We start from the raw sequence: 24,682 nt of genomic DNA on the forward strand, positions 1-24,682 counted from the left end.
ACTTAACAAAGTGTTAACGGGTTAACGGCAGCGGGTTGCCCCAAGGCCGGGTTTTCCCTTAGGTGCGGGCAGACCCAAGCAAGAGGCCCGCGATGATCCATTCCATGACCGCATTTGCCAGCCGCACCGGTGATCTGGGGCCAGTGTCATGGGTGCGGGATATGCGCGGCGTCAATGGGCGCGGTCTTGACCTGCGGCTGCGCCTGCCTGACGGGCTGGACGGTCTGGAACAGGCTGTGCGGGCCGCGTTGCAGGGCGCTCTGACGCGCGGCAGTATCACTGTGGCGCTGCGGTTGACCCGCGATGAGGGTGGCAGCGCGCTGCGGCTGGATGAGGGTGCATTGACGGCAGTCTTGCAAGCGCTTGATCAGGTGCAGGAACGCGCCTTTGCGATGGGCGTGACCCTGGGCCAGCCCACGGCGGCGGATGTGCTGGCGCAGCGTGGCGTCTTGGTCGGCAGTGGGGCGCAGGGTGATGATGCAGCGCTTGTCCAGAGCCTGGCGCAGGATTTCACAGCACTTCTGGCGGATTTCACCGCGATGCGCGCCAGCGAAGGCGCGGCGATGCTGGCCCTGATCACCGGCCATCTGACCCGGATCGCCGATCTGACTGCACAGGCCGCCAAGGCGGCAGCAGATCGCGCGCCTGCGCAGCGCGTAACGCTGCAAGGCGCGCTGGCCCGTGTGATGGACAATGTCGAGGGGGCCGACCCAGCACGTGTGGCGCAAGAACTTGCCCTGATCGCTGTAAAATCGGACGTGACCGAAGAAATCGACCGCCTGCATGCGCATGTCGCGGCAGCGCGCGATCTGCTGGCGCAGGACAAACCTGCAGGCCGCAAGCTTGATTTTCTGGCACAGGAATTCAACCGCGAAGCCAATACCTTATGCGCCAAGGCGCAATCCAGCACTCTGACGGCGATCGGGCTTGATCTGAAGGCCGTGATCGAACAGATGCGCGAACAAATCCAGAATGTGGAGTAAACCATGCAACGACGCGGCCTTTTGATCATCCTATCCTCGCCATCGGGCGCGGGGAAATCGACGCTGGCCGGGCGGTTGCGGGTCTGGGATGACAGCCTGCGGTTTTCCGTTTCGGCCACGACACGCGCGCCGCGCATCGGTGAAGAGGATGGGCGCGAATATTATTTTGTCAGCACCGAAGACTTTCAGACGCAGGTTGCGGATGGCGAAATGCTGGAACATGCGCTGGTCTTTGGCAATTATTACGGATCGCCCAAAGCCCCGGTGCAGCATGCCATCGAGGCCGGGCGCGACGTGCTGTTCGACATCGACTGGCAGGGCGCACAGCAGATCAGCAATTCATCCCTCAGCCCGCATGTGCTGTCGATCTTCATCCTGCCGCCATCTATCCCCGAATTGCATCGCCGTCTGGTCAGCCGCGGGCAGGACGCACCCGAGGTGATCGAAAAGCGGATGCAGAAAAGCTGGGACGAGATCAGCCATTGGGACGGCTATGATTATGTGCTGATCAATGACAATATCGACGCGACCGAAGCGGCGCTGAAAACCATCATCAGCGCCGAACGGCTGCGCCGCAGCCAGCAACCGCAATTGGTGGACCATGTCCGCGCCCTGCAAACCCAGTTCGGAGAGTTGATATGAGCCTTTACGCCCTTGGTGATCTGGAACCCGAAATCGCTGCTGACGCCTGGGTTGCCCCCGGCTGTCACGTGATCGGACGTGTCGTGGTCGCGGCGCAGGCATCGATCTGGTTCGGCAGCACGCTGCGCGGTGACAATGAAACGATCCACGTGGGCGCAGGCAGCAATATTCAGGAAAACTGCGTGCTGCATACCGATATGGGTTTTCCGCTGACAATTGGGGCGGGCTGCACGATTGGCCATAAGGTGATGCTGCATGGCTGCACGATTGGGGCCAATTCACTGATCGGGATGGGGGCGATTGTGCTGAACGGCGCTGTGATCGGCGAAAACTGCCTGATCGGGGCAGGGGCGCTGATCACCGAAGGCAAGGTGATTCCCGACGGGTCACTGGTCATGGGCGCGCCGGGCAAGATCATCCGCGAGTTGGATGATCAGGCGATTGCGCGGCTCAAAGCCTCGGCCTTGCATTATCAGAAAAATGCGCTGCGGTTCAGCCAGAACCTGCGGCCGCATTAGCATTGCGCGGGAAAACCAGCAGATCGAAATCCAGTTCCGGGGCAATCGATCTGATCTCTTGCCGGATAATCTCTGGATTGGGCACGTCATCGACAACGGCACAATAGCGCCCGGCAAAGGCCGCAGCGCGCAGACGTCTGGCGACATCCACAGCATCAAATCCTGTGGCAACCAGCGGTGAAATGATCAGATCGGGGGCGATTTGTTTGATCTTTTGATGATCAAGCTCACCCATATCGACAAAGCAGAAGCCGGACAGGTCATCGCGCAGGCGGCCAAGTTGTTTCCAACGGGCGACATCGCCCACGACCAATACTTTCACAATTTTTGCCTCTGCCGGACCTTTGGCGAAACTGATCTTATGCATGTCACGTCGCGCCGCCATATAAGACACAAATACTGGTTATCGTTTCGTAAACGTTAACGGTGAATTCAATTCGAGAGTAGTGGTTAATTCCCCCGCGACAATTTGGTCTTGCCTGTGAGACTTGAAAGCACCACTTATCCGCCTGCGCCTGATGAAAGGGACTGCTGTGTCCACTGAACGTATCCTGAACCTGATCGATGCTATCCCGATGCCCGTGCTGGTGATCGGGCCCGATGACCGTATCCGTGCAACGAATCAACCGCTGGAGGCGCTTCTGGGCGGGGATCTGATCGGCAAGCACCATATCACGGCCTTGCGCCAGCCGGCGGTGATCGATGCGATTGCCACGGTCCGCCAGACAGGCACCAAGATGAATGTGCGCTTTGTCACGCGCGAACGTGACAAGGATACGCCGTTTCAGGTGCTGGTGGCACAGGCTGATGGCGATGTCGTGCTGTCATTCGAGGATCAGAGCGCGGCGGAAGATGTCGGCAAGATGCGCCGCGACTTTGTGGCCAATGTCAGCCATGAATTGCGCACGCCGCTGACCGCGCTTTTGGGGTTTATCGAAACGCTCAGCGGGGCGGCGCGCGATGATGCGGCAGCACGGGCGCGGTTTCTGGGCATCATGGCGCATGAGGCGAACCGGATGACCCGGCTGGTGGATGATCTGCTGTCGCTGAGCCGGGTAGAGGAAGATGAACGCGTCCGTCCGCGCGAACAGGTCGAACTGGGGGCTTTGCTGGCCTCGGTGATCAAAGGGCTGGAACCGCAGGCGGCGGCGGCGGATGTCGCCGTGCAGCTTGATCTGAAGCGCGACACGATGCATGTGCCCGGGGATGCGGGGCAATTGACCCAGGTTTTCAGCAATCTGATCGAAAACGGGATCAAATATGGGGCCAGCGGCAAAGAATTGCGTATCACGCTGGAAGAACCCGTCAATCATCTGCGGCTGCGCGGGCAGGGCGTGCAGATCCGCGTGGCCGACAAAGGCGACGGGATCGCCGCCCACCATATCGCGCGGCTGACCGAACGGTTCTACCGCGTCGACAGCCACCGGTCGCGCGAGGTGGGCGGCACCGGGTTGGGTCTGGCGATTGTCAAACATATCATCAACCGGCACCGTGGGCGTTTATTGATCGAAAGCGAATTGGGGCAGGGCACGACTGTCTCCGTCTTTTTGCCGGTGGCACCTTTGTCATAAAATTGTTACGTCCGTGCCACACTGGCGACGACGAACCATGCTATTCTCGGGGCCAGCCCTGACAGGAGATTGCGATGACCGACCATATCTCATCCGCTTATGACCGTGATCTGGAACAGATCACGACGCTGATCGTCAAGATGGGTGGTCTGGTCGAAGATGCGATTTTGAAAGCGGCGCGGTCGCTGGCGGAACGCGATGTCGAACTGGCCGAAGAAGTCCGCAACGCTGATCAGGCCATCGATGATCTGGAAGAGCAGATCAACGAAGAGGCTGCGCGTACGATTGCGCTGCGCGCGCCGGTGTCCAAGGATCTGCGCGCGATCCTGACCGTGCTGCGGCTGGCGGCATCACTGGAACGGATCGGCGATTACGCCAAGAACATTGCGAAACGCACCTCTGTTCTGGTCGAGATGCAGCCGGTCAGCGGATCGGACACCGCCTTGCGCCGCATGGCGCGCGAGGTGGAAGGGATGCTGAAAGACACGCTCGACGCCTATGTGCGCGGTGACGCGGAACTGGCCGAGGATGTGCGCCAGCGCGATCACGAAGTCGATCAGATGTATAATGCTTTGTTCCGCGAATTTCTGACCTTCATGATGGAAGACCCGCGTAACATCACGGCCTGCATGCATCTGCATTTCATGGCCAAGAATATCGAACGGATGGGCGATCTGACGACCAATATGGCCGAACAGGTGATCTATCTGGTCACTGGCGAGATGCCGGATGAGGCACGGCCCAAGGGCGACCGCACATCATTCGTGACGCATCCGCGCTAAGGCAGGGCGTGGTTTGGTGCAGTTAGACTATCAATCCATAAGGCGCATAATCAGTATTATGTTAATTATATACTGATCACGTTTCGAGTACATGCCACTGATCATTTTCCTTTATAGGATTGGTTGAATGATGGTACAAAACCCCTATGCAACATCATATCCTGATCCTGAACGGCCCGAACCTCAATCTGCTTGGCACGCGCCAGCCCGAAGTTTACGGTCCTACGACATTGAAAGATATCGAAAACCTGTGCATGGCTAAGGCAGATGCGCTTGGTGTCACTCTGACCTTCCTGCAATCCAATCATGAAGGCGTGCTGATCGACACATTGCATAATGCGCGCGGTGTGCATGACGGTGTGATCCTGAATGCCGGCGCTTATACCCATACATCGGTCGCGCTGATGGATGCGGTGTCGTCGATCATGTTGCCTGTGGTGGAACTGCACCTGTCCAATATCCACGCGCGTGAAACCTTCAGGCATAAATCCTTTATCGCCCCTGTCGCTATCGGCCAAATCTGCGGTTTTGGTGCGGCGGGCTATCCGCTCGCGATGGAGGCATTGGTCAACTATCTGGGTACTGCTACGGCGTGAAGGATTTCGTTGCCCATCTGGACCGGATGACAAATGCCGGCAGCGTCGAAGATCTGTGGGCCATGCATGTCGATAAAATGGCGGGCTTTGGTTTTGACCGGATCATGTACGGCTATACCCGCTATATGACGCCGCAATCTTTGGGCAACCGGCAGGATTGGGTTTTGCTGTCGACCCAGACCCCTGAATATATGAAGGTGTTTTTCGATGAAGGGCTGTATTTTCAAGCCCCGATGATCAAATGGGCCATGGCCAATGACGGTGCCTGTAGCTGGCGCTGGATGATGAATATGACCTGTGTCGAAAATCTGACACCCAGTGAACGACGGGTGCTTGCCTTTAACCGCTCGATGCAGGTGACGGCGGGCTATACGATCAGTTTCCGGTCCCTGTCGGAACGGACCAAAGGTGCGATCGCGCTGACAGCCGCGCCAGGCATCACCCAGGATCAGGTCGAGCAGGTCTGGGCGGCGCATGGCGATGAAATCACCGTCATGAACAATGTCATGCATCTGAAACTGCTGACCCTGCCCCTTTGCGGTATGCGACAATTGACCAACCGTCAGCGCGAGGTGCTGCAATGGGTCGGTGATGGCAAGACCACTCAGGATATCGCGGTGCTGCTGGGCCTGACCCCGGCGACAGTAGAGAAACATTTGCGGCTGGCGCGCGATGCGCTGGATGTCGCGACCACAGCACAGGCCGTGCTGAAGGCCGCGTTTTACAACCAGATGTATCAGGTTGAGAACAAGCCCAGCCGCATTGAGCCATGATCACACGAAAAGACACGTAAAAGTCAGGATAACCTGACTACAGGTTCGCAATGGTTGTGTCTATGTTGTGTAAGCGCCGCAGGAAACTCGACTTGCGGGGCTGCTGGCAGGTCCTTGTATTTCCGGGGACTTGCTGGAATCCGGGAGACCGGTTCCCTTGATGCGGCAGATTTTGGCTGCCGATGCGGGGGGGAATGCTGGTCTGGATTGATTTTCTTGTCCAAAAGAATTGGATCAATCCAGATCACAGCGGCACCGCCCTTTATCTTCCTGTGGCGGTGCCGTGCAGCGGTCAGCGACAATAAAAAAACGGCCCGCATTGCTGCGCGCCGCTCTTTGCATTTTGTTGATATCAACCGTTCAGTTTGGCGACTTCTGCGGCGAAATCTTCTTTTTCGACTTCGATACCGTCGCCGACTTCCAGACGCACATAGCCGGTGATCTCGACGCCAGCTTCGGCAGCCGCAGCCGCCACGGTCAGGTCCGGGTTCACGACGAATTGCTGGTTCAGCAAGGTGACTTCGGCCATGTATTTCTGCATGCGACCGACGATCATCTTTTCGATCACCGCATCAGGCTTGCCGGATTCGCGGGCGATATCGATCTGAACCTGCTTTTCCTTTTCAACCATTGCTGGATCAAGGTCAGCTTCTGACAAAGCCGATGGGTTGGCTGCTGCGATATGCATCGCGACCTGACGGCCGAATGTTTCGTTATCGCCATTCATTGCGACCAGAACACCGATGTTGCCCATGTTTGGTGCTGCAGCATTGTGGACGTAAGTCACTACCGATCCGCCAGTCAGCGTTGCCATACGGCGCACGGACATGTTTTCACCGATCACGGCGACAGTGTCTGTCACGGTCTGTTCGACGGATTTGCCATTCAGATCAGCCGCTTTCAGCGCATCGACATCATCAACAGTCAATGCAACGTTTGCGATCTTCTGGACCATATTCTGGAAATCGCTGTTTTTCGCAACGAAATCGGTTTCAGAGTTCACTTCGACAGCGATCCCTTTACCGTCTTTCACAGCGACGGCCACCAGACCTTCGGCGGCGGTGCGGCCCGCCTTTTTCGCGGCTTTCGCAAGGCCCTTGGTGCGCAGCCAGTCAACGGCGGCTTCCATATTGCCATCGGTTTCGGTCAGCGCCTTTTTGGCGTCCATCATGCCTGCGCCTGTGCTGTCGCGCAGGTCTTTCACCATTGCAGCGGTGATTGCCATGTTAAATCTCCTTTAACGGAATGGGTCAGGCGGGGCATAACGCCCCTGCCCTAAAGTTTTGTGACGCTTTTACGCGTTGGCGGCTTCAGCTGCGCTTGCGGCCTCTTGCGCCAGCGTTTCTTCGGCGTAATTTTCCATCGCACCCATATCAACGCCAGCAGCGCCAAGCTGCGCTGTCATACCGTCAAGGGCAGCACGGGCGGCCAGATCGGTGTAAAGCGCGATCGCACGGGCCGCGTCGTCATTGCCGGGGATGACATAATCAATGCCCGCAGGCGAACAATTGGTGTCAACCACAGCCACAACGGGGATGCCCAGCTTGTTGGCTTCGGCGATGGCGAGGTCTTCTTTGTTGACGTCAATGACGAACATCAGATCCGGCACGCCGCCCATTTCGCGGATACCGCCGAGCGATGCCTGCAATTTGCCCTGCTCGCGTTCCATGCCAAGACGTTCTTTCTTGGTCAGGCCAGCGAAGCCGTTGGCCGATGCCTCATCAATCGCCTTTAGGCGGTTGATCGACTGCGACACGGTCTGCCAGTTGGTCAGTGTGCCACCGAGCCAGCGGTGGTTCATGTAGAATTGGGCCGATTTTTCAGCAGCTTCCATGATCGGTGTCTGTGCCTGACGCTTGGTGCCGACGAACAGAACGCGGCCGCCTTTGGCGACAGTGTCACGGATGACTTGCAGCGCCTGATCCAGCAATGGCACAGTCTGGGTCAAGTCCATGATATGGATGCCGTTGCGCGACCCATAGATGTATTGACCCATCTTGGGGTTCCAGCGCGCCGTCTGGTGGCCAAAGTGAACGCCAGCTTCCAAAAGCTGACGCATGGAGAACTCTGGAAGAGCCATGGTCGTTTCCTTTCCGGTTTCAGCCTCAGCGGGGGATCAGCCTGTTGGCCAACCGGTGGATGGTCTGGGATTTCTCCCCAGCACACCCGCCCCCGCTTGCGGGATTAAGTGAGGGCGCTATAGACGCCTGTGCTGTGGCGCGCAAGGGGTCAGAGCAGGATCGGTGCCAGCCACCAATAGAGGCAGAGCCCGATCATCGCGGCTGAGACTGGCACGGCCACAATGTGATGATAGGCATCGATCCGGTCCCGCATCGTGACGGACAAAGCGCACAGCGCAAAGAGCGCTGTCAGCGGTGCGGCAAAGACCCAGATAGGTTGGTGCAGGATAGCCACCAAAAACGGCGGGTTCAGTGCGATCAGCGCCAGTGCGGCTGCGGCAAGCACGCCGTAGATCGCATAGCTTTGCAGCACCTCATTGACGCCCTGATCGACGCGGATTGCTTCCCAGATACTGATCCCGACGATGGCTGCGACCAACAGCAAGGCCATCTCGATCCCGATAATATAGCCGACCAGCGCAGGCAGGATCGCAGGCACTGATGCGTCAAATCCATTGGCAAGGCCAAAGCCGTGGATCAGCGCCAGCCCGAAGACAAGGATGACACGCCGCATGCCGAAAACTTTGCCAAAGATATTATCGATAGCAAGGATCACGACAGATACCGCCATTAGCGGAAAGACGACCTGCGGCGATATGCTGATGATCCCGTAGGCGCCCAGCGTCAGCGCGCTGATATAACCCAGTGCGAATAGACCAAGCTGCCAGATCAGCGGCCCGCTTCGCCTGCTCAGGAAAAGCAGGGCCAGCACGAACAGGATATGCACCGGCCCACCCGGCAGGATGTTTTCAAACCCCTGTGGCAGCATTTGCAGAACGCTGCCCCATGCCGTGACAGGGGCGTCGGACAAATCTGTGTTTTCGACAATTGCGGTATCATTCACCGGCTCTTGCGCGATCAGCGGCGTGACCGGCCACAGCAGCGCAGCGCTGATCCAGACCGGCAGTTTGGGAAGAGACACGATCATAGGCGCGCTTTCTGTAAATACCTTGCCAAGGGTAAGGTGCGGCTGGCCCGTGTCAACGTCGAAGGGACGGGCCTTGCTCTTGCCCGTACTTCGAGGCAGAAGCGCGGCATGACACATCAGCCTGATATCCTGTGCATCGGTTCGGTCCTGTGGGACGTGATCGGGCGCGCGCCCAGCCATATGCGTGTGGGATCGGACGTGCCGGGGCGGATCACCCGCCTGCCGGGTGGTGTCGCGATGAATATCGCGATGACGTTGCGCCGCTTTGCCATGATCCCTGCCCTGTTGACCAATATAGGACGCGATGTGGAGGGTGATGAACTGATCGCTGCCGCGACGGCGATAGGGCTGGTCTGCGATCATGTTTACCGGTCCGAGGATTTACCGACCGATGTTTATATGGCCATCGAAGGCGCAAACGGTCTGATCGCCGCAATTGCCGATGCCCATTCACTGGAGGCCGCAGGCGATAAAATCCTGCGCCCTTTGGCGAGCGGTGCTTTGGGATCACTGGACAGCCCGTGGTCCGGTCCTGTGGCGTTGGATGGCAATCTGACGGTAGAATTGCTGCGCGAAATAGCCACCTCGCCATTGTTCCGCAATGCCGATCTGCGCGTGGCGCCCGCGTCACCGGGCAAGGCGGAACGGTTGCTGGCGCTGCTCGGGCATCCCTCCGCGACGCTTTATGTGAATTTGGAAGAGGCCGGGTTGCTCTGCCAGACGGAATTCGCCTCTTCGGCGCAGGCCGCCGCTGGCCTGATCGCGCGTGGTGCGCGGCGCGCCTTGGTCACCGATGGCGGCAAATCCGCGTCAGAGGCGACAGGCAGCGATATCATCACCCAAACCCCGCCTGCCGTCATGGTCACCCGTGTGACCGGCGCGGGCGATACATTCATGGCCGCCCATATCGCGTCAGAGACGCAAGGGATGACCCGCGCCGATGCTTTGCAGCGCGCCTGTCAGGCCGCGGCCACCTATGTTTCAGGAGAAATACCATGATCCCCATCACCTATTCCGCCGAAGTCGCCGAAGCCCGCGCCAATGGCCGCGCGATTGTGGCATTGGAAAGCACGATCATCACCCATGGCATGCCGTTTCCGCAAAACGTGGAAACCGCGCGTCTGGTCGAACAGGATCTGCGCGATGCCGGGGCCGTGCCTGCGACGATTGCCGTGATGAACGGGACGCTGCATATCGGGCTGGAACCGGCGGAACTTGATGCTTTGGGTCAGGCGCAGCATGTCGCGAAACTGTCGCGCGCTGATCTGGCCGCCTGTATCGCCATGGGTGGCACTGGTGCGACCACCGTTGCGGCGACGATGATCGCATCGCATCTGGCGGGGATTCATGTCTTTGCCACGGGTGGCATCGGTGGCGTGCATCAGGGTGCGGAACTAAGTTTCGATATTTCCGCCGATTTGCAGGAACTGGCGCTGACGCCGGTGACCGTGGTCTGCGCCGGTGCCAAGGCGATCCTTGATCTGCCGAAAACCTTTGAAGTACTGGAAACGCTTGGCGTGCCAGTGATCGTTTATGATCAGGACAGTATTCCCGCCTTCTGGTCTGCTGCCTCCGACATGCCTGCGCCGTTGCGGATGGATGATGCGGCCCAGATCGCGGCAAGCCATCAGATGCGCGTGGCGATGGGCCTGCCCGGTGGGCAATTGGTCACCAACCCGATACCGCAGGCAGATCAGATCGCGGCAGAAACCCTCGCCCCGATCATCGCGCAGGCTTTGGCCGAGGCGGAGGCGCAGAACATCAGCGCCAAGGCGGTGACACCTTTCCTGCTCGACCGGATTTTCGCGCTGACCGAAGGCCGGTCCCTGACCGCCAATATCGCGCTTGTGCGCAACAATGCGCGGCTGGCAGCCAAGATCGCGCTGGCGATGATAAAATAAACCCCGCCAAGGGATTATCCGGCTTGCTGCGGCGCGAATGCGACCTTACGTCTGGAGCTGTTGTTTTAGCCGGATGCCGCCTATGTCTGACCCTGTCATCAAAGATCCCAAACGCCGGACCCGCCCCAGTGTGATGGCCCGGTTGCGGGGCAATTTTCTGGCCGGTCTGATCATCGTCGCGCCGATTGGGCTGACCTTCTGGCTGATCTGGACGGTGGTCGGCTGGGTCGATAGCTGGGTCTGGCCCTTTGTGCCGAATTATTACCATCCCGAGCCCTTGGTAAACCGCCTGCTTGGCCGCACGCCGGGCAATGAAATCACCGTCAATGTGCGCGGTGTCGGTGTGGTGATCTTTCTCGTCTTCACCATCATCATCGGCTGGCTGGGTAAAGGCCTGATCGGGCGGTCATTTCTGGCGATGGGCGAACGCATGGTGGACCGGATGCCCGTGGTCCGCTCGGTCTATAATGCCGCAAAACAGATTGCCGAAACCGTGTTTTCGCAACGCGAGACATCCTTCGACACCGCCTGTCTGGTGGAATATCCGCGCAAGGGCATGTGGGCCATCGCCTTTGTCTCGACCGACGCCAAGGGAGAGATCGCGGCAAAAGTGTCGAACGGCGAAACCATTGTCACTGTCTTCATGCCGACCACGCCGAACCCGACATCTGGCTTTCTGATGTTCCTGCCGCGCAGTGAAATTATCGAGCTGGATATGTCCATCGAAGATGCCGCCAAACTGGTGATTTCTGCCGGGTTGGTTTACCCCAGCAACAAGGCCGTCGCTGACCTCCCCCCGCCGACGGAGTAAGTTTATGTTGAGTGCGGGTGTCACCGGCTTTGCGACCGGATTTGCGTTGATATTGGCGATTGGGGCGCAGAATGCTTTCGTTTTGCGGCAAGGGCTGGCGCGGCAGCATGTGTTCTGGCTGTGCCTGCTTTGCGCCACATCCGATGCCGTGCTGATCACGGCGGGTGTGTTGGGGTTTGGCTATATCGTCACGCTCTACCCGTCTTTTCCGCAGATCATGGCCTGGGGTGGTGCAGCGTTTTTGTTTGTCTACGGCGCGTTGCGGTTCAAAGCTGCTGTAACGGGTGATTACACGATGCAATTGGCGGGCCAATCTGCCGGGCTTTGGACAGTGCTGGCAACCGGCGCTGCTTTCACCTGGCTTAATCCCCATGTCTATCTGGACACTTTGGGATTGGTGGGCGCGGTCTCCACCCAATACACTGACACGGCACTGAAAACCGCCTTTGGAGTCGGCGCGGTGCTGGCGTCCTATACGTTCTTCTTCAGCCTCGGCTATGGCGCCCGCTTGCTTGCACCGGTGATGCAATCGGCCAGCGCATGGCGCAGGCTTGATGTGCTGATCGGCGTTGTGATGTGGGCCTTGGCGATCAAACTGATCAGTTGAACATCGCCGCCAGATCGATGGTGCTTTTGACGTTCAGATCAGCTTTGTGATTTTTCAGAAATGCCTTTGCCGCGGCCTGCCCGGCCTCTTTCAGCCGCGCCAAAACCACCGCCTGCGGGATCGTCTTGGTCGCGACATTGAGTTCGTTCATCAACACATCGTCCGAGATCATATGCACGATGACATCCTTCATCGTGCCAGATGTCAGCGATCCATCCGCGATCAGCCGTTTGACAAAGGCGATGGCGCGGAGTTCGCGCAGCAAGGAAGAGTTGAAACTGATCTCATTAATCCGGTTCTGGATCGCCTGCACATCGGTGGGCAATTCTTCGCGATACAGCGGGTTGATGTTCACGACCAGAATATCGTCTGGCAAGTCTTTGTTAAACAGCGGATAAAGTGCGGGGTTTCCAGCATAGCCACCATCCCAGAACGCCTCTGACTTGCCGGTTTTCGGATCGGTAAATTCCACCGCCTGAAACAGGGTCGGCAGACAGGCCGAGGCCATGATGACATCGGATGAAATCTCATCCCCTGAAAATACCCGGATCTTGCCTGACCGCACATTGGTCGCACAGATATGCAGATCCGGCCCATGGGTCGCACAAACTGCGTCATATTCGAACTTGCTGACAATGTTCTCCAGCGGGTTCCGCATCAAAGGCCCATAAACATAGGGCGACAACATCCGCGTGGTCATGTCCATCATCGCATAGGCGGGCGAATATTTCATCGCCTTGGCCAGCATCGCAGCGGATGGTGTCAGCGCCGATACCCAATCCGACATGCTGTCATCGGTGACCGCACCCACCTGCCCCCAGAGCCAATCGAGATTTTCGCGCGCGCCGTCGCGCCCGTTGCGGACATAGCCTGATTTCAGCGCCGCCGCGTTCAGCGCCCCCGCCGAGGTGCCAGAGATCGCTGCAATCTTAACCTCTTCATCCGCCAGCAGCACATCCAGCACGCCCCAGGTGAAGGCGCCATGCGCGCCGCCGCCTTGCAGGGCCAGATTGATCCGCTTCATTGCGCGGTCCAGCCCCCATCGACAGAAATCGATGTGCCGGTGATCTGGGCTGCTGCGTCAGAACAGAGGAACACCGCCGTGCCGCCCAATTCCTCGACCGTGGCGAATTGTTTGGATGGTTGCCGTTCCAGCAGAACCTTTTCCAACACCTCTTCGCGCGACATGCCGTATTCTTTCATCGTGTCAGGGATCTGCGCCTCGACCAATGGGGTCAGCACATAGCCGGGACATATCGCATTGCAGGTGATCGGGTCTTTCGCGGTTTCCAGACCCACGGTCTTGGTCAGGCCCATAATCCCGTGCTTGGCCGCGACATAGGCGGATTTATAGGGCGAGGCGGTCAGGCCATGCGCGGAGGAGATATTGATGATTCGTCCCCAGCCGCGTTCACGCATGCCAGTGACGGCTGCCGCAGTTGTGTGAAACGCCGATGACAGATTGATCGCGATGATCGCATCCCATTTCTTGGGATCGAAATCCTGAATCGGTGCCACATGCTGAATACCGGCATTGTTCACCAGAATGTCGCAGCCCCCGGAAGCCACGATCAACCGGCGACAATCGTCGCCTTTGGACATATCGGCCTGCACATATTTCGCCTCGACTCCTGTCACATCAGCGATTTCCGCGGCGCGGGCATGGTCTTCTTTACTATCCGTAAAGGAATTCAGCACCACATTCGCGCCCGCTTTGGCCAGTTCGCGCGCGATCCCCAGCCCGATGCCAGAGGTTGATCCGGTGATGACGGCGGTTTTACCTTTAAGCTGCATGTCAGGCTCCTTGTGATGTCGCTTTGCGACTCACCCTATATGCTGCAATTGCAAAGGTCACCTGTCTGCCGGAATCGCCCATAAAAAAACGCCCGCACAAGGCGGGCGTGAAGTTATTGAGGCAGGTTTCATACAGGCAAGAAACCTATCGAGCAGTGCCCCTGTTATAAGCAATCTGTCGCCCGGCTCCAAGCTAAAAGTTTGAAAAGGCTCAAAACCATCTTTACGGTGGTGGAAAGCAAATCAAAAATCTGACGGGGACATCACAAAAATGGCATCTTATCTTGGCGGGCTGATGGCAATTTGCCGCACCGCGATTGCAGTTCTCGCCACGGGCGGTCTGGTCCATGCCCAGCCTCAGCATGGCATAGCTATGTATGGCGATCCTGCACTGCCACCTGATTTTGTGTCCCTGCCCTATATCAACGCCGAAGCGCCCAAAGGCGGGCGCATCGTCACGTCCGAGGTGGGGGGCTATGACAGCCTCAATCCGTTCATCCTGAAAGGGTCGGTGTCGTGGCAATTGCGCTACTTTGTCGGCGAAAGTCTGATGGCGCGCTCGTTGGACGAACCTTTCACCTTGTACGGGCTTCTGGCCGAATCGATTGAGACCGGACCGAACCGGGAATGGGTCGAATTCACACTGCGGCCAGAGGCGCGGTTTTCCGATGGCAGCCCGGTCACCGTCGAAGATGTGATGTGGTCCTACGAGACTTTGGGCACCATCGGCCATCCCCGCTACCTTGGCTTCTGGACGCGGGTCGAGAGCATGGAACAGACCGGCGACCGCTCTGTCCGCTTCACCTTCAACACCGAGGATCGCGAATTGGCGCTGATCGCCGGGATGCGCCCGATCCTGAAAAAGGCGCAATGGGACGGCGTGGATTTCGCGGACAGCACGCTGGATATCGTGCCGATCACCTCTGCCCCATATGTGATCGAGAGTTTCGATGCCGGTCGGTCCATCAGCCTGCGCCGCAACCCCGATTACTGGGGCGCTGATGTGCCCTTCCAGCGCGGCCAGCATAATTTCGACGAGGTCCGTATCGAATTCTTCGGCGACGAAACCGCCGCATTCGAGGCGTTCAAGACGCTGGAGGTCAATACCAACCGCGAATTCAACGTCGCCCGCTGGGAAACCCAATATGATTTCCCTGCCGCCCGCGATGGCGATGTCGTGATGTCGGTGCTGGGCCATGAACGCCCATCGGGCATGACGGGTTTCGTGATGAACAGCCGCCGCGCGCAATTCGCTGATTGGCGGGTGCGTGATGCGCTGATCCATGCGTTCAACTTCGATTTTATCAATGAGGCGATGACCGGATCGGCGCAGCCGCGGATCACATCTTACTGGTCGAATTCCCCGCTAGCGACAGACCACGGCCCCGCGACGGGGCGCGTGCTGGAATTTCTGGAACCTTTCGCCGCTGATCTGACCCCCGGCACGATCGAAGGTTACAGCCTGCCCACCGGCGACGGGTCAGAGCGGAACCGCGCCGGCACCCGCGCGGCACTGGACCAGATGGCAGAGGCAGGCTGGAATGTACAGGACGGTGTCTTGCGCGATGAGGCAGGCAATGCCTTCACGTTCGAGATCCTGCTCGAACAGGGCAGTTCCGAAAATCAGGCGATCATCGACATGTATCGCCAGGCGCTTGGCCGGATCGGGATCACCCCGACAGTCGCGGTCGCCGATGGCGCGCAATACAAGGAACGCGTCGATGCCTATGATTTCGACATGACCTTCTACCGCGTCGCGGTTTCGCTTTCACCCGGCAATGAACAATATAGCTATTTCGGCTCTGAAGCCGCCGACCAACCCGGTGGGCGGAATGTGATGGGCATCAAATCCCCCGCGGTGGATGCCATGATCAACCGCCTGCTGACGTCCGAAAGCGAAGAGGACTTTGTTGCGACGGTGCAAGCGCTGGACCGAATCCTGACCGCTGGGCGCTATGTGATCCCGATCTATCAATGGAACATCAGCCGGATCGCGCATGCCAAGGAATTGCGCTACCCCGAGACCCTGCCGATCTTTGGCGACTGGCCCGGCTGGCAACCCGATGCCTGGTGGTATGAAGACTAAAGCAAAAAGGCCCGGATCAATGCTGGGCCTTTTCAGCTTCTTATTTCCCAAAATACTCCCGCCGGAGGCGTAAAAGTTAAGAAAGCGACGTGACCCAAAGGATCGTCGCATCCTCGGCGCTCAGTGACACAACATTATGCCCCATTGCCGCGTCATAATAGGCGCTGTCGCCGCGCTTCAATTCAATCGGCTCATAAAATTCGGTATACAGCCGGATCTGTCCGGTCAGGACATAGAGAAATTCCTCGCCATCATGGCGGACCCAGCCGTCGAATTCCTCCATGCTGCGGGCACGCACCCGGGCGCGGTAAGGCAGCATTTTCTTGGCACTCAACGCCTCGGCCAGTAGCGCATGTTCATAGGTCGTTGTGATCTGCACCGTTTCGTCACCGTCGCGGGTCACCGCCATCCGACCATTGACCTGCCCCTTGGACGGCGGGGTAAACAATTGCGGCACCGAAATCCCCAGACCCACGGCGAGCTTTTTCAACGCATCATAGGTCGGCGACATCTGCCCGTTTTCAATTTTTGACAGGGTCGAGCGTGCCAGCCCCGCCTGTCGCGCCGCCTGTTCCAGCGTCCAATCCCGCGCCTTGCGCAATTCCCGCACCCGCGCCCCAAGGTCGAGAGGTTGTGCCATAGAACTCGCGCCATTTTCATGGGCGATGCGGATCAGGTTGCGCGGATCAATATCAGACATGACATTTCTTTAAGCAGCGCCGCGCGATCTTGCAACTGACACGGGTCAGGGATAGGCCTGCGGCATCTTTACATGCCATAGCTGACAGGGGGCCTTTTCATGGTCAAACTTGACATTATTTCTGACCCGATCTGCCCCTGGTGCTATATCGGCAAGGCCAATCTGGACCGGGCATTGGCACAATTCCCTGACCATCCGTTCACCGTGGAATGGCACCCGTTTCAGTTGAACCCGGACATGCCAGCAGGCGGGATCGACCGGAAAACCTATATGGAAAGCAAGTTCGGCAGCAAGGAGGCTGCGGCCAAAGCCTATGTGCCTGTTGCAGAACACGCCGAAAAGGCCGGTGTCACGATCAATTTTGAAGCGATGAAAATCGTCCCCAACACGATCAATGCCCATCGTCTGATCCATTGGGCGGGCATCGAGGCGCGACAGAGTTTCGTCGTGGACCTGTTGTTCAAAGCCTATTTCGTCGAAGGCCGCGACATTGGTCGTGACGACGTGCTTGCCGATATCGCGGATAGCGCCGAGATGGATGCCGCGCTGATCACCCGCCTGCTCGAATCCGATTCCGACACGGCTGATATCCGCGCGCGTGACGCACATAGCCGTGAAATGGGGATCACTTCGGTGCCGACTTTTGTTGTCGCCAATCAACATGCCGTGCCCGGCGCACAGCCACCTGACCTTTGGGTCAAAGTCATCAGCGACATCATCGCGCAAGTCGGAGAGTCAGAATGATCGCCCCCACACAAAAGCTCGGCCAGACCGAATTCATCGCCATGATGGCGATGCTTGTCGCCACAGTCGCCTTTTCCATTGACGCGATGTTGCCCGCTCTGCCCGAAATCGGCGCGACGCTGAGCCCCAGCAACCTCAACAATGCGCAGCTGATCATCACCAGCTTCGTGCTGGGCATGGGTTTCGGCACCTTGTTCACCGGGCCTTTGTCGGATGCTTTCGGACGCAAACCTGTGATGGTCGGTGGCGCGATTGTCTATGTCATCGCCTGCGGCATGGCCTGGGCAGCGCAATCATTGGAAATGATGCTCTTCGCCCGCGTGTTGATGGGGCTGGGTGCTGCCGGTCCACGGGTGGTCGCCATCGCGCTGGTGCGTGACCTTTACGAAGGCCGCGACATGGCGCGGATAATGTCCTTTGTCATGGCAGTTTTCGCGCTGGTCCCGGCGCTGGCCCCGACCTTGGGCCATTTCATCATCCTTGGCTTTGGCTGGCGCGCGATCTTTGCGGCCTTCATGCTGTTTTCGGTCGCGACCCTGCTTTGGTTGCTGGTTCGCCAGCCAGAGACGTTGACCCCGGAAAACCGCCGCCCGCTCAGCATCAAGGCCTTGGCAAGCGCCACCGGCCAGATGTTCGCGCATCGCACGGCACGTCTGTCGATCATGGTGCAAACGCTGGTCTTCGCGATCCTGTTCATGGTCCTGTCCTCGACCCAGCAGGTCTTTGACATCACCTTCGGCCAAGGCGAATATTTCCATTACTGGTTCGGCGGTATCGCGATTTTCGCCGCCTCGGCCAGCGTGCTGAACGCGACCTTGGTGATGAAACTGGGGATGCGCGCGATCATCAAAGCAATGCTGACAATCCAGATCGGCCTTACCGTCGCGATGATCGTGATCACCGCCGCCGACGGCCCCTATTGGCTGGCCTTCGGCACCTATGTGATCTGGGTTACCGGCAATTTCTTTCAGGCTGGGCTGACCATTGGGAACCTCAACGCGCTGGCGATGGAAGAAATGGGCCATATCGCCGGCCTTGCCGCCTCGATCATCGCGGCCATCAGCACCGTGGGTGCAGTCATCATCGCCGCACCCATCGCGCTGATGTTCGATGGCACACCGATGCCGATGGCGATTGGTGCGCTGGTCGGTGCCAGCCTCGCACTTTGGCTGACCACCAAGATCAAACGCCCTGGCGAAACCTGATCAACATCGTCAGAGCCTAAATATCCCCGCCGGAGGCCGGAAAAAGCAGGGTTCACCCTGCTTTTTTCGTTTCCTGCGCCAGCTTCCCCGCCAGATCCCGCGCGATGGCAAAGGCCCCTTGGATCTTGTCACGTTCCTTAGCCCAATCGCGCTGCACGACGATCTTGTTATCCCTGACCTTGGCCAAGCCACGCTGGTCATTGATGAAATCCACCAGCCCGGCGGGCGAGGCGAATTTGTCATTGTGGAACCGGATTGTCGCGCCCTTCGGGCCCGCATCCAGCTGGCTGATGCCCGCCTTCTTGCACATCGCCTTGATCCGCACGACCAGCATCAGCGTGTTCACCTCACGCGGCAAAGTGCCGAAACGGTCGATCAATTCAGCGGCAAAGCCTTCCAGTTCGACCTTTGTCGTCAGGTTGGACAGGCGACGATAGAGGCCCAGACGCACATCCAGATCAGGCACGTAATCTTCGGGGATCAGCACCGGCACGCCCAGATTGATCTGCGGCGCCCATTGCCCGTCATCTATGATGCCTTCAGCCTGACCGGACCGGATCGCCATGATCTGATCTTCCAGCATCTGCTGATAGAGCTCATAGCCAACTTCACGCATCTGCCCGGATTGTTCTTCACCCAGCAAATTGCCCGCACCGCGAATGTCGAGGTCTTGTGACGCCAGCATGAACCCCGCACCAAGGCTGTCAATCGATCCCAGCACCCGCAGCCGTTTCTGCGCGGAATCGGTCAGTTTCTGGCGGGGTTTCGTCGTCAGATAGGCATAGGCCCGCGTCTTGGACCGGCCCACCCTGCCCCGGATCTGATAGAGCTGCGACAGCCCGAACATATCCGCGCGCCAGACGATCATCGTATTGGCGGTCGGGATATCCAGCCCCGATTCCACAATCGTCGTCGCCAGCAGCACGTCATATTTACCGTCATAAAAAGCGTTCATCCGGTCGTCGAGTTCCCCCGCCGCCATCTGCCCGGTGGCGCTGATATAGCTGACCTCGGGGACCTCATCGCGCAGAAACGCCTCCATCTCATCCATATCGGTGATCCGGGGGACGACGATAAAGCTCTGCCCGCCGCGATAATGTTCGCGCAGCAAAGCCTCACGCACGGTGATCGTGTCGAATTCACTGACATAAGTGCGGATCGCCAGCCGGTCGATCGGCGGCGTGCCGATGACCGACAGATCGCGCACACCTGACAGCGACAGTTGCAAGGTACGCGGAATCGGCGTCGCGGTCAGGGTCAGAACATGGACATCGGTGCGCAGTTGTTTCAGCCGTTCCTTGTGCTGCACGCCGAATTTCTGTTCTTCATCAATGATCAACAGGCCAAGGTTCTTGAACCGCACAGATTTCGCCAGCAAGGCATGGGTGCCAATGACGATATCCACCGTGCCTTTGGTGATCCCGTCACGGGTCAGGGCGGCATCCTTGGCCGAAACGAACCGCGACAAAGGCCGCACGTTCACCGGGAACCCCCGGAACCTTTCGGCAAAACTCTGGTAATGCTGCCGCGCCAGCAAAGTCGTCGGGGCCACAATTGCCACCTGCACACCGGCCATCGCGGCGACGAAGGCAGCGCGGATCGCCACCTCGGTCTTGCCGAAACCGACATCGCCACAGATCAGCCGGTCCATCGGCTGACCAGAGCCCAGATCGGTCAGCACATCATCAATCGCCGACAATTGGTCATCGGTTTCGGCATAGGGAAAGCGCGCCAGAAACTGATCCCACAACCCGCTTTCGGGTTCCAGCACCGGCGCTTTGCGCAAGGCGCGTTCGGCGGCAACCCGGATCAGCCGTTCCGCGATCTGGCGGATGCGTTCTTTCAGCTTGGCCTTTTTCGCCTGCCACGCGCCGCCGCCGAGTTTGTCGAGAAGGCCTGTCTCATGGCCATATTTCGATAAAAGTTCAATGTTTTCGACAGGCAGATAGAGCTTTGACTCCTCTGCATATTCAATCAGCAGGCACTCATGCGCGGCCCCCAGCGCCGTGACCACCTCCATCCCCTGAAACCGCCCGACGCCGTGATCGACATGGACCACCAGATCGCCGGGGGTCAGGCTGTTGGCCTCGGACAGGAAGTTATCGGCGCGGCGTTTGCGTTTGGTGCTGCGGATCAACCGGTCGCCCAGCACATCCTGTTCGGAAATCACGGTCAGCCCGGGGGATTCAAACCCTTGATCCAAAGGCCAGACCGCCAGATAGACACCGGTTTTGCCGATGCGGGAAAAGTCGGTGACAAGGATGGTTTCCCCCACCCCTTCATCCTCGATCAAGCCTTCCAGCCGATCCCGCGCGCCTTCGGAATAAGACGCGACCACCACCGGACCTACAGCGCTGCGCGCCTTGATATGGCTCGCCAAAGCACCGAACAGGCTCAGGTTTTCCTGCTGGCGCTCAGGCGCGAAACTGCGGCCCATCCGTCCGCCTGCGTCAATCACACCGGGGCCGGTGGACTGCTTATGCGGCGAAAATTGCATGACACGATGGTCGGCGACGGCTTTGGTCCAAGCCGCATCATCAAGATACAGCAATTGCGGCGGCGCGGGCTTATAGACCGAATCCATTCGCCCCTTTTGCGTCAGCGCATGCATCCGCGTGCCATACTGGTCAGAGATCGATTCCCACCGCGCCAGACGCTGCGGGCCGATCTGGTCATCCAGCGTGATCGTGGTCTTTGGCAGATAATCGAACAAGGTTTCCAGATTATCCTGAAAAAAGCCCAGCCAATGTTCCACGCCCGCATGTTTACGGCCCGCGCTGACGGCCTCATAAAGCGGATCATCCGACCCCGCCGCCCCGAATTCGATCCGATAATTCTGCCGGAACCTTGTGATTGACGCTTCGTCGAGGATCACCTCCGACACCGGGGCCAGTTCCACCTCACTCAGCTTTTCAACCGTGCGCTGGGTGGCGGGATCGAACCGGCGCGCAGCGTCCAGCACATCGCCGAACAGGTCAAGCCGCACCGGGCCAGATTGGCCGGGCGGGAAAATGTCGATGATCCCGCCACGCACGGCATAATCACCCGGTTCCATCACATTGGGGCTTTGTGTGAACCCCATCCGCACCAGAAAGGCGCGCAGGGCGCTTTCATCCAGCCGTTTGCCGACCGTGGCGGTAAATGCCGCCTCGCGCAGCACGGACCGCGCCGGCACCCGTTGCGTGGCCGCAGAGAGCGTCGTCAGCAGGATAAACTGCCCCGGCATCCCATGCACAAGGGCGGCCAAAGTCGCCATCCGTGCTGCGGAAATATCGGTATTAGGCGACACCCGGTCATAAGGCAGGCAATCCCACGCCGGAAAGACAAAGACCGGCACCGCAGGCGCAAAAAACGCCAAGGCTGCCTGCACGGCTGCCAGCCTCTTGTCATCGCGCGCGACATGCAAAACGGGCTGACCCTTGGCCAATTCGGCGAGGATCAATCTGGCGTCAAACCCTTCGGGGGCGCCGCTGACGATGATATGATTGCGATCAGACATTGCGCCGAGATATCCTGCACCAGCCGCGTGTCAACTGCTCAAAACATCTGCATCCGGCTCAGGTTGATATACATGCCCAAAAGCGCGGTGAAAAAGATCGCACTCATCGCGATGACCTGTATCCAGAACCGCAAGCGGATCAGGGCTTTGATCAACGCATCGCCGGTTGGTTCATGCGCGGCAAGGCTGCGGCAGGTACGCAGTGTCAACGCGGCCACAAAGATCAGTGGCAAGGCCAGACAGACCACACCCTGCGCCCATTCCACCCGGTAGCCAAAGCCGAGCATCGCCGCAGTGGTGATAAAAAACGCCGCGATCGCAGCAAGGACCAGCCCCGGCGTCCCTGTCAGGGTCAGCAGACGACGCAGATTGATGGCAGTGATCTGTTCCAGATCCTGCATGGCCTGTCCACCGTGCCTGCGGGCGTTATAAATCATGTCAAACGGCACGCCGATGATCCAATGGCTGACACTTGCCCAGGTCACAGCAACGGCCAACCAATACCAGATGTTTGAAAATGTGCGAAAGTCGATCTGGCTGAAAATCAGGTCGGAAAAGGTCAAGGCAATCTCATTTCATACGCGTCAGGCGCGAGCATAGCCGCAGCACCTTGGATTGCCCAGACTTGTGGTGCTGGAAAATCCATGCGACCACATGACAAAACCGTAATGAAGGCGAGCTGTCATGCACCCGATTACCCCTGCTTTCCCTGTCACCCGCCTCCGCCGGATGCGCCGCACCCCGGCCCTGCGCGCGCTGTCGCGCCAGAACACGCTGACGGTGGATGATCTGATCTGGCCGGTTTTCGTGATGGATGGCAAGGATGACGAAACCCCCGTCGCCTCCATGCCCGGCGTGATGCGCCGCACCGTGGACCGGATTGCCAAGGCCGCGGTCGAGGCACAGGCGCTGGGTATCCCCGCGATCTGCATCTTTCCCTATACCGGGATGGAGGCGCGGACCGAAGATTGCGCCATGGCCTGGGATCCCGACAACCTGACCAATCAGGCGATCCGCGCGATCAAGGATGCAGCACCGGATATCGCCGTGATGACGGATATCGCGCTCGATCCTTACAACATCAACGGCCATGACGGTTTCGTCGAGAATGGTGAGATCGTGAATGACCGCACGGTAGAGGCTTTGGTGAAAATGGCGCTGGCGCAGGCCGATGCCGGGGCGGATATTCTTGGGCCATCGGATATGATGGACGGGCGGATCGGAGCGATCCGCATGGCACTGGAAGGGGCCGGGCATCACAATGTCACGATTCTGAGCTATGCAGCGAAATATGCATCGGCCTTCTACGGCCCGTTCCGCGATGCTGTCGGTGCCTCTGCCGCGCTGACCGGCGACAAGAAAACCTATCAGATGGACCCCGGCAATACGGATGAGGCGTTGCGCCTTGTCGCCCGCGACCTCGCCGAAGGGGCCGATATGGTCATGGTCAAACCCGGCATGCCCTACCTCGATATCTGCCGTCAGGTGAAAGACACATTCGGCGTGCCGACCTATGCGTATCAAGTCAGCGGCGAATATGCGATGATGCAGGCGGCGATCCAGAATGGCTGGCTGGACGGCGAAAAGGTCATGATGGAAAGCCTGCTTGGCTTCAAACGCGCGGGCTGCGACGGCATCCTGACCTATTTCGCAATCGAAGCGGCGAAGGTCCTGCAACGCTAGCGCATCGGCGCGAATTAACCGTCACAAGCACCAAAAGCGTGACACTTTGTCCGCAATGGCGTAATCTACAACCATGAAGGGCGGTCAACGCCCCGGTTTGAACATAGGCGGACATGATATGAGCAGTCTTTCACGGCGCGGCTTCGCGCTTGGTGCTTTGGCAGTGGCGGCCCTTGCTGCATGTGACAACGGTGTCGGCAGCGGTGGCGCTGCGATGATCGATGCGCGGGTCGAAGCGACGCTGAACCAGATGTACGCAGAATTCCCCGGCACACGCGATCTGTCGACACGCGCCGCGGGCATGCTGGTGATGCCATTGGTGACCAATGCCGGTCTGGGTCTGGGTGGGTCATTTGGGCGCGGGGCTTTGCGCGTCGGGCCATCCACGGTGGATTATTACTCCGCCACAGCAGGCTCTGCCGGTTTGCAGATCGGCGCGCAGCAATTCAGCTATGTGCTGTTCTTCATGACGCCCGATGCCTTGCTGGATTTCCGGCAGTCGCCCGGCTGGGCCGCCAGTGCCAATATCGATTATGCCGTCAGCAACCAGAGCGAGATGTTGCGCGCCGAAACCACCACATCCCTTTCGCCGGTGATCGCCGTGGTCTTTGGCCAGACCGGCTTGCGCCTTGGCGCGACATTGGAAGGCAGCAAATACACGCGGATCATTCCCTGATCC

25 protein-coding genes are annotated in these 24,682 nt (G+C 58.8%); 16 read left to right on the plus strand and 9 right to left on the minus strand.

The genetic code is table 11. The features are described 5' to 3' along the window. The first annotated feature begins 92 nt into the window (after positions 1 to 92). Genes VOY09_RS02215 through VOY09_RS02225 form a run of 3 tightly spaced genes read left to right on the plus strand, consistent with a single transcriptional unit; the run spans position 93 to position 2,143 of the window. Complete coding sequence (locus VOY09_RS02215; RefSeq protein ID WP_322892517.1) at positions 93 to 983, plus strand: YicC/YloC family endoribonuclease; 891 nt, start codon at positions 93 to 95, stop codon at positions 981 to 983. Between the two features lie 3 nt (positions 984 to 986). Next, positions 987 to 1,625: a guanylate kinase gene (gene gmk, locus VOY09_RS02220; RefSeq protein ID WP_322892516.1), complete on the plus strand. Its 639-nt coding sequence runs from the start codon at positions 987 to 989 to the stop codon at positions 1,623 to 1,625. Beyond that, positions 1,622 to 2,143: a gamma carbonic anhydrase family protein gene (locus tag VOY09_RS02225; RefSeq protein WP_322892515.1), complete on the plus strand. Its 522-nt coding sequence runs from the start codon at positions 1,622 to 1,624 to the stop codon at positions 2,141 to 2,143. The genes gmk and VOY09_RS02225 overlap by 4 nt, the downstream gene beginning before the upstream one ends. Here the strand turns inward: VOY09_RS02225 and VOY09_RS02230 are convergent. Then, a complete protein-coding gene (locus tag VOY09_RS02230; protein WP_322892514.1) occupies positions 2,118 to 2,510 on the minus strand; it encodes a hypothetical protein in 393 nt (130 codons plus the stop codon). The two genes, VOY09_RS02225 and VOY09_RS02230, sit on opposite strands and share 26 nt — an antisense overlap. 151 nt (positions 2,511 to 2,661) lie before the next feature. On the opposite strand from VOY09_RS02230, the gene VOY09_RS02235 reads away from it, so the two are divergent. The 4 genes from VOY09_RS02235 (at position 2,662) to VOY09_RS02250 (ending at position 5,865) form a co-directional block, all read left to right on the plus strand. Continuing rightward, positions 2,662 to 3,714 (plus strand): ATP-binding protein, encoded by a 1,053-nt coding sequence (locus VOY09_RS02235; RefSeq protein ID WP_322892947.1) that lies wholly within the window; start codon positions 2,662 to 2,664, stop codon positions 3,712 to 3,714. A 74-nt stretch (positions 3,715 to 3,788) separates the two neighbouring features. Then, positions 3,789 to 4,496 (plus strand): phosphate signaling complex protein PhoU, encoded by a 708-nt coding sequence (phoU, locus tag VOY09_RS02240; RefSeq protein WP_322892513.1) that lies wholly within the window; start codon positions 3,789 to 3,791, stop codon positions 4,494 to 4,496. Positions 4,497 to 4,642: 146 nt separating this feature from the next. Then, the gene (aroQ, locus tag VOY09_RS02245; RefSeq protein ID WP_322892512.1) at positions 4,643 to 5,092 is read left to right on the plus strand and encodes a type II 3-dehydroquinate dehydratase; all 450 of its coding nucleotides are present in this window, start codon (positions 4,643 to 4,645) and stop codon (positions 5,090 to 5,092) included. A gap of 26 nt (positions 5,093 to 5,118) precedes the next feature. Continuing rightward, complete coding sequence (locus VOY09_RS02250; RefSeq protein ID WP_416236725.1) at positions 5,119 to 5,865, plus strand: helix-turn-helix transcriptional regulator; 747 nt, start codon at positions 5,119 to 5,121, stop codon at positions 5,863 to 5,865. 352 nt (positions 5,866 to 6,217) lie between these two features. Here the strand turns inward: VOY09_RS02250 and tsf are convergent, their stop codons facing one another. The 3 genes from tsf to VOY09_RS02265 all read right to left on the minus strand — a co-directional run bounded on the left by tsf (position 6,218) and on the right by VOY09_RS02265 (position 8,973). Then, positions 6,218 to 7,090, minus strand: a complete 873-nt coding sequence (tsf, locus tag VOY09_RS02255; RefSeq protein WP_322892510.1) for a translation elongation factor Ts — start codon at positions 7,088 to 7,090, stop codon at positions 6,218 to 6,220. A 69-nt stretch (positions 7,091 to 7,159) separates the two neighbouring features. Then, positions 7,160 to 7,945 (minus strand): 30S ribosomal protein S2, encoded by a 786-nt coding sequence (rpsB, locus tag VOY09_RS02260; protein ID WP_322892509.1) that lies wholly within the window; start codon positions 7,943 to 7,945, stop codon positions 7,160 to 7,162. 149 nt (positions 7,946 to 8,094) lie between these two features. Continuing rightward, the gene (locus tag VOY09_RS02265; RefSeq protein WP_322892508.1) at positions 8,095 to 8,973 is read right to left on the minus strand and encodes a HupE/UreJ family protein; all 879 of its coding nucleotides are present in this window, start codon (positions 8,971 to 8,973) and stop codon (positions 8,095 to 8,097) included. A gap of 108 nt (positions 8,974 to 9,081) precedes the next feature. On the opposite strand from VOY09_RS02265, the gene VOY09_RS02270 reads away from it, so the two are divergent. The 4 genes from VOY09_RS02270 (at position 9,082) to VOY09_RS02285 (ending at position 12,292) form a co-directional block, all read left to right on the plus strand. Then, positions 9,082 to 9,972 (plus strand): PfkB family carbohydrate kinase, encoded by an 891-nt coding sequence (locus tag VOY09_RS02270; protein ID WP_322892507.1) that lies wholly within the window; start codon positions 9,082 to 9,084, stop codon positions 9,970 to 9,972. Continuing rightward, positions 9,969 to 10,874: a pseudouridine-5'-phosphate glycosidase gene (locus VOY09_RS02275; RefSeq protein ID WP_322892506.1), complete on the plus strand. Its 906-nt coding sequence runs from the start codon at positions 9,969 to 9,971 to the stop codon at positions 10,872 to 10,874. Before VOY09_RS02270 ends, VOY09_RS02275 begins: the two co-directional genes overlap by 4 nt. An 82-nt stretch (positions 10,875 to 10,956) precedes the next feature. Beyond that, the gene (locus tag VOY09_RS02280; RefSeq protein ID WP_322892505.1) at positions 10,957 to 11,685 is read left to right on the plus strand and encodes a DUF502 domain-containing protein; all 729 of its coding nucleotides are present in this window, start codon (positions 10,957 to 10,959) and stop codon (positions 11,683 to 11,685) included. 4 nt (positions 11,686 to 11,689) lie between these two features. Beyond that, positions 11,690 to 12,292, plus strand: coding sequence for a LysE/ArgO family amino acid transporter (locus tag VOY09_RS02285; RefSeq protein ID WP_322892504.1), 603 nt, complete (start codon positions 11,690 to 11,692; stop codon positions 12,290 to 12,292). Here VOY09_RS02285 and VOY09_RS02290 read toward each other — a convergent pair. Further along, positions 12,285 to 13,316 carry a patatin-like phospholipase family protein gene (locus VOY09_RS02290; RefSeq protein WP_322892503.1) on the minus strand — a complete coding sequence of 344 codons (1,032 nt, stop codon included), beginning with the start codon at positions 13,314 to 13,316 and terminating at the stop codon, positions 12,285 to 12,287. The genes VOY09_RS02285 and VOY09_RS02290 overlap by 8 nt on opposite strands. Continuing rightward, positions 13,313 to 14,086 carry a 3-hydroxybutyrate dehydrogenase gene (locus tag VOY09_RS02295; RefSeq protein ID WP_322892502.1) on the minus strand — a complete coding sequence of 258 codons (774 nt, stop codon included), beginning with the start codon at positions 14,084 to 14,086 and terminating at the stop codon, positions 13,313 to 13,315. The genes VOY09_RS02290 and VOY09_RS02295 overlap by 4 nt, the downstream gene beginning before the upstream one ends. Positions 14,087 to 14,381: 295 nt before the next feature. Here VOY09_RS02295 and VOY09_RS02300 point away from each other — a divergent pair, with 295 nt between their 5' ends. Continuing rightward, entirely contained in the window at positions 14,382 to 16,172 is a 1,791-nt protein-coding gene (locus VOY09_RS02300) for an extracellular solute-binding protein (RefSeq protein WP_416236724.1), read from the plus strand. A 76-nt stretch (positions 16,173 to 16,248) separates the two neighbouring features. On the opposite strand, the gene VOY09_RS02305 is transcribed toward VOY09_RS02300, so the two are convergent. After that, positions 16,249 to 16,872 (minus strand): XRE family transcriptional regulator, encoded by a 624-nt coding sequence (locus VOY09_RS02305; protein ID WP_322892500.1) that lies wholly within the window; start codon positions 16,870 to 16,872, stop codon positions 16,249 to 16,251. Positions 16,873 to 16,971: 99 nt separating this feature from the next. On the opposite strand from VOY09_RS02305, the gene VOY09_RS02310 reads away from it, so the two are divergent. Together VOY09_RS02310 and VOY09_RS02315 are read left to right on the plus strand one after the other, a co-directional pair. Then, positions 16,972 to 17,616, plus strand: coding sequence for a DsbA family oxidoreductase (locus VOY09_RS02310; RefSeq protein ID WP_322892499.1), 645 nt, complete (start codon positions 16,972 to 16,974; stop codon positions 17,614 to 17,616). Then, positions 17,613 to 18,821 carry a multidrug effflux MFS transporter gene (locus VOY09_RS02315; RefSeq protein WP_322892498.1) on the plus strand — a complete coding sequence of 403 codons (1,209 nt, stop codon included), beginning with the start codon at positions 17,613 to 17,615 and terminating at the stop codon, positions 18,819 to 18,821. Before VOY09_RS02310 ends, VOY09_RS02315 begins: the two co-directional genes overlap by 4 nt. A gap of 52 nt (positions 18,822 to 18,873) precedes the next feature. Here the strand turns inward: VOY09_RS02315 and mfd are convergent, their stop codons facing one another. Together mfd and VOY09_RS02325 are read right to left on the minus strand one after the other, a co-directional pair. Further along, complete coding sequence (gene mfd, locus VOY09_RS02320) at positions 18,874 to 22,320, minus strand: transcription-repair coupling factor (protein WP_322892497.1); 3,447 nt, start codon at positions 22,318 to 22,320, stop codon at positions 18,874 to 18,876. 38 nt (positions 22,321 to 22,358) lie between these two features. Then, positions 22,359 to 22,883 (minus strand): hypothetical protein, encoded by a 525-nt coding sequence (locus tag VOY09_RS02325; protein WP_322892496.1) that lies wholly within the window; start codon positions 22,881 to 22,883, stop codon positions 22,359 to 22,361. A 121-nt stretch (positions 22,884 to 23,004) separates the two neighbouring features. Between VOY09_RS02325 and hemB the strand changes: the two genes are divergently transcribed. Together hemB and VOY09_RS02335 are read left to right on the plus strand one after the other, a co-directional pair. Then, positions 23,005 to 24,003 (plus strand): porphobilinogen synthase, encoded by a 999-nt coding sequence (hemB, locus tag VOY09_RS02330; protein ID WP_322892495.1) that lies wholly within the window; start codon positions 23,005 to 23,007, stop codon positions 24,001 to 24,003. A gap of 118 nt (positions 24,004 to 24,121) precedes the next feature. Next, positions 24,122 to 24,679 (plus strand): YSC84-related protein, encoded by a 558-nt coding sequence (locus VOY09_RS02335; protein WP_322892494.1) that lies wholly within the window; start codon positions 24,122 to 24,124, stop codon positions 24,677 to 24,679. The last annotated feature ends 3 nt before the right edge of the window (positions 24,680 to 24,682 follow it).

Origin of the sequence: Yoonia sp. 67-2 (assembly GCF_035117555.1) — a bacterium.
GTDB lineage: Bacteria > Pseudomonadota > Alphaproteobacteria > Rhodobacterales > Rhodobacteraceae > Yoonia.

Bases quoted from the DNA above. Each gene is read 5' to 3' on its own strand.
- VOY09_RS02215 (WP_322892517.1), top strand. From the start codon at position 93: ATGATCCATTCCATGACCGCATTTGCCAGCCGCACCGGTGATCTGGGG.
- gmk (WP_322892516.1), top strand. From the start codon at position 987: ATGCAACGACGCGGCCTTTTGATCATCCTATCCTCGCCATCGGGCGCG.
- VOY09_RS02225 (WP_322892515.1), top strand. From the start codon at position 1,622: ATGAGCCTTTACGCCCTTGGTGATCTGGAACCCGAAATCGCTGCTGAC.
- VOY09_RS02230 (WP_322892514.1), bottom strand. From the start codon at position 2,510: ATGCATAAGATCAGTTTCGCCAAAGGTCCGGCAGAGGCAAAAATTGTG.
- VOY09_RS02235 (WP_322892947.1), top strand. From the start codon at position 2,662: ATGAAAGGGACTGCTGTGTCCACTGAACGTATCCTGAACCTGATCGAT.
- phoU (WP_322892513.1), top strand. From the start codon at position 3,789: ATGACCGACCATATCTCATCCGCTTATGACCGTGATCTGGAACAGATC.
- aroQ (WP_322892512.1), top strand. From the start codon at position 4,643: ATGCAACATCATATCCTGATCCTGAACGGCCCGAACCTCAATCTGCTT.
- VOY09_RS02250 (WP_416236725.1), top strand. From the start codon at position 5,119: ATGACAAATGCCGGCAGCGTCGAAGATCTGTGGGCCATGCATGTCGAT.
- tsf (WP_322892510.1), bottom strand. From the start codon at position 7,090: ATGGCAATCACCGCTGCAATGGTGAAAGACCTGCGCGACAGCACAGGC.
- rpsB (WP_322892509.1), bottom strand. From the start codon at position 7,945: ATGGCTCTTCCAGAGTTCTCCATGCGTCAGCTTTTGGAAGCTGGCGTT.
- VOY09_RS02265 (WP_322892508.1), bottom strand. From the start codon at position 8,973: ATGATCGTGTCTCTTCCCAAACTGCCGGTCTGGATCAGCGCTGCGCTG.
- VOY09_RS02270 (WP_322892507.1), top strand. From the start codon at position 9,082: ATGACACATCAGCCTGATATCCTGTGCATCGGTTCGGTCCTGTGGGAC.
- VOY09_RS02275 (WP_322892506.1), top strand. From the start codon at position 9,969: ATGATCCCCATCACCTATTCCGCCGAAGTCGCCGAAGCCCGCGCCAAT.
- VOY09_RS02280 (WP_322892505.1), top strand. From the start codon at position 10,957: ATGTCTGACCCTGTCATCAAAGATCCCAAACGCCGGACCCGCCCCAGT.
- VOY09_RS02285 (WP_322892504.1), top strand. From the start codon at position 11,690: ATGTTGAGTGCGGGTGTCACCGGCTTTGCGACCGGATTTGCGTTGATA.
- VOY09_RS02290 (WP_322892503.1), bottom strand. From the start codon at position 13,316: ATGAAGCGGATCAATCTGGCCCTGCAAGGCGGCGGCGCGCATGGCGCC.
- VOY09_RS02295 (WP_322892502.1), bottom strand. From the start codon at position 14,086: ATGCAGCTTAAAGGTAAAACCGCCGTCATCACCGGATCAACCTCTGGC.
- VOY09_RS02300 (WP_416236724.1), top strand. From the start codon at position 14,382: ATGGCAATTTGCCGCACCGCGATTGCAGTTCTCGCCACGGGCGGTCTG.
- VOY09_RS02305 (WP_322892500.1), bottom strand. From the start codon at position 16,872: ATGTCTGATATTGATCCGCGCAACCTGATCCGCATCGCCCATGAAAAT.
- VOY09_RS02310 (WP_322892499.1), top strand. From the start codon at position 16,972: ATGGTCAAACTTGACATTATTTCTGACCCGATCTGCCCCTGGTGCTAT.
- VOY09_RS02315 (WP_322892498.1), top strand. From the start codon at position 17,613: ATGATCGCCCCCACACAAAAGCTCGGCCAGACCGAATTCATCGCCATG.
- mfd (WP_322892497.1), bottom strand. From the start codon at position 22,320: ATGTCTGATCGCAATCATATCATCGTCAGCGGCGCCCCCGAAGGGTTT.
- hemB (WP_322892495.1), top strand. From the start codon at position 23,005: ATGCACCCGATTACCCCTGCTTTCCCTGTCACCCGCCTCCGCCGGATG.
- VOY09_RS02335 (WP_322892494.1), top strand. From the start codon at position 24,122: ATGAGCAGTCTTTCACGGCGCGGCTTCGCGCTTGGTGCTTTGGCAGTG.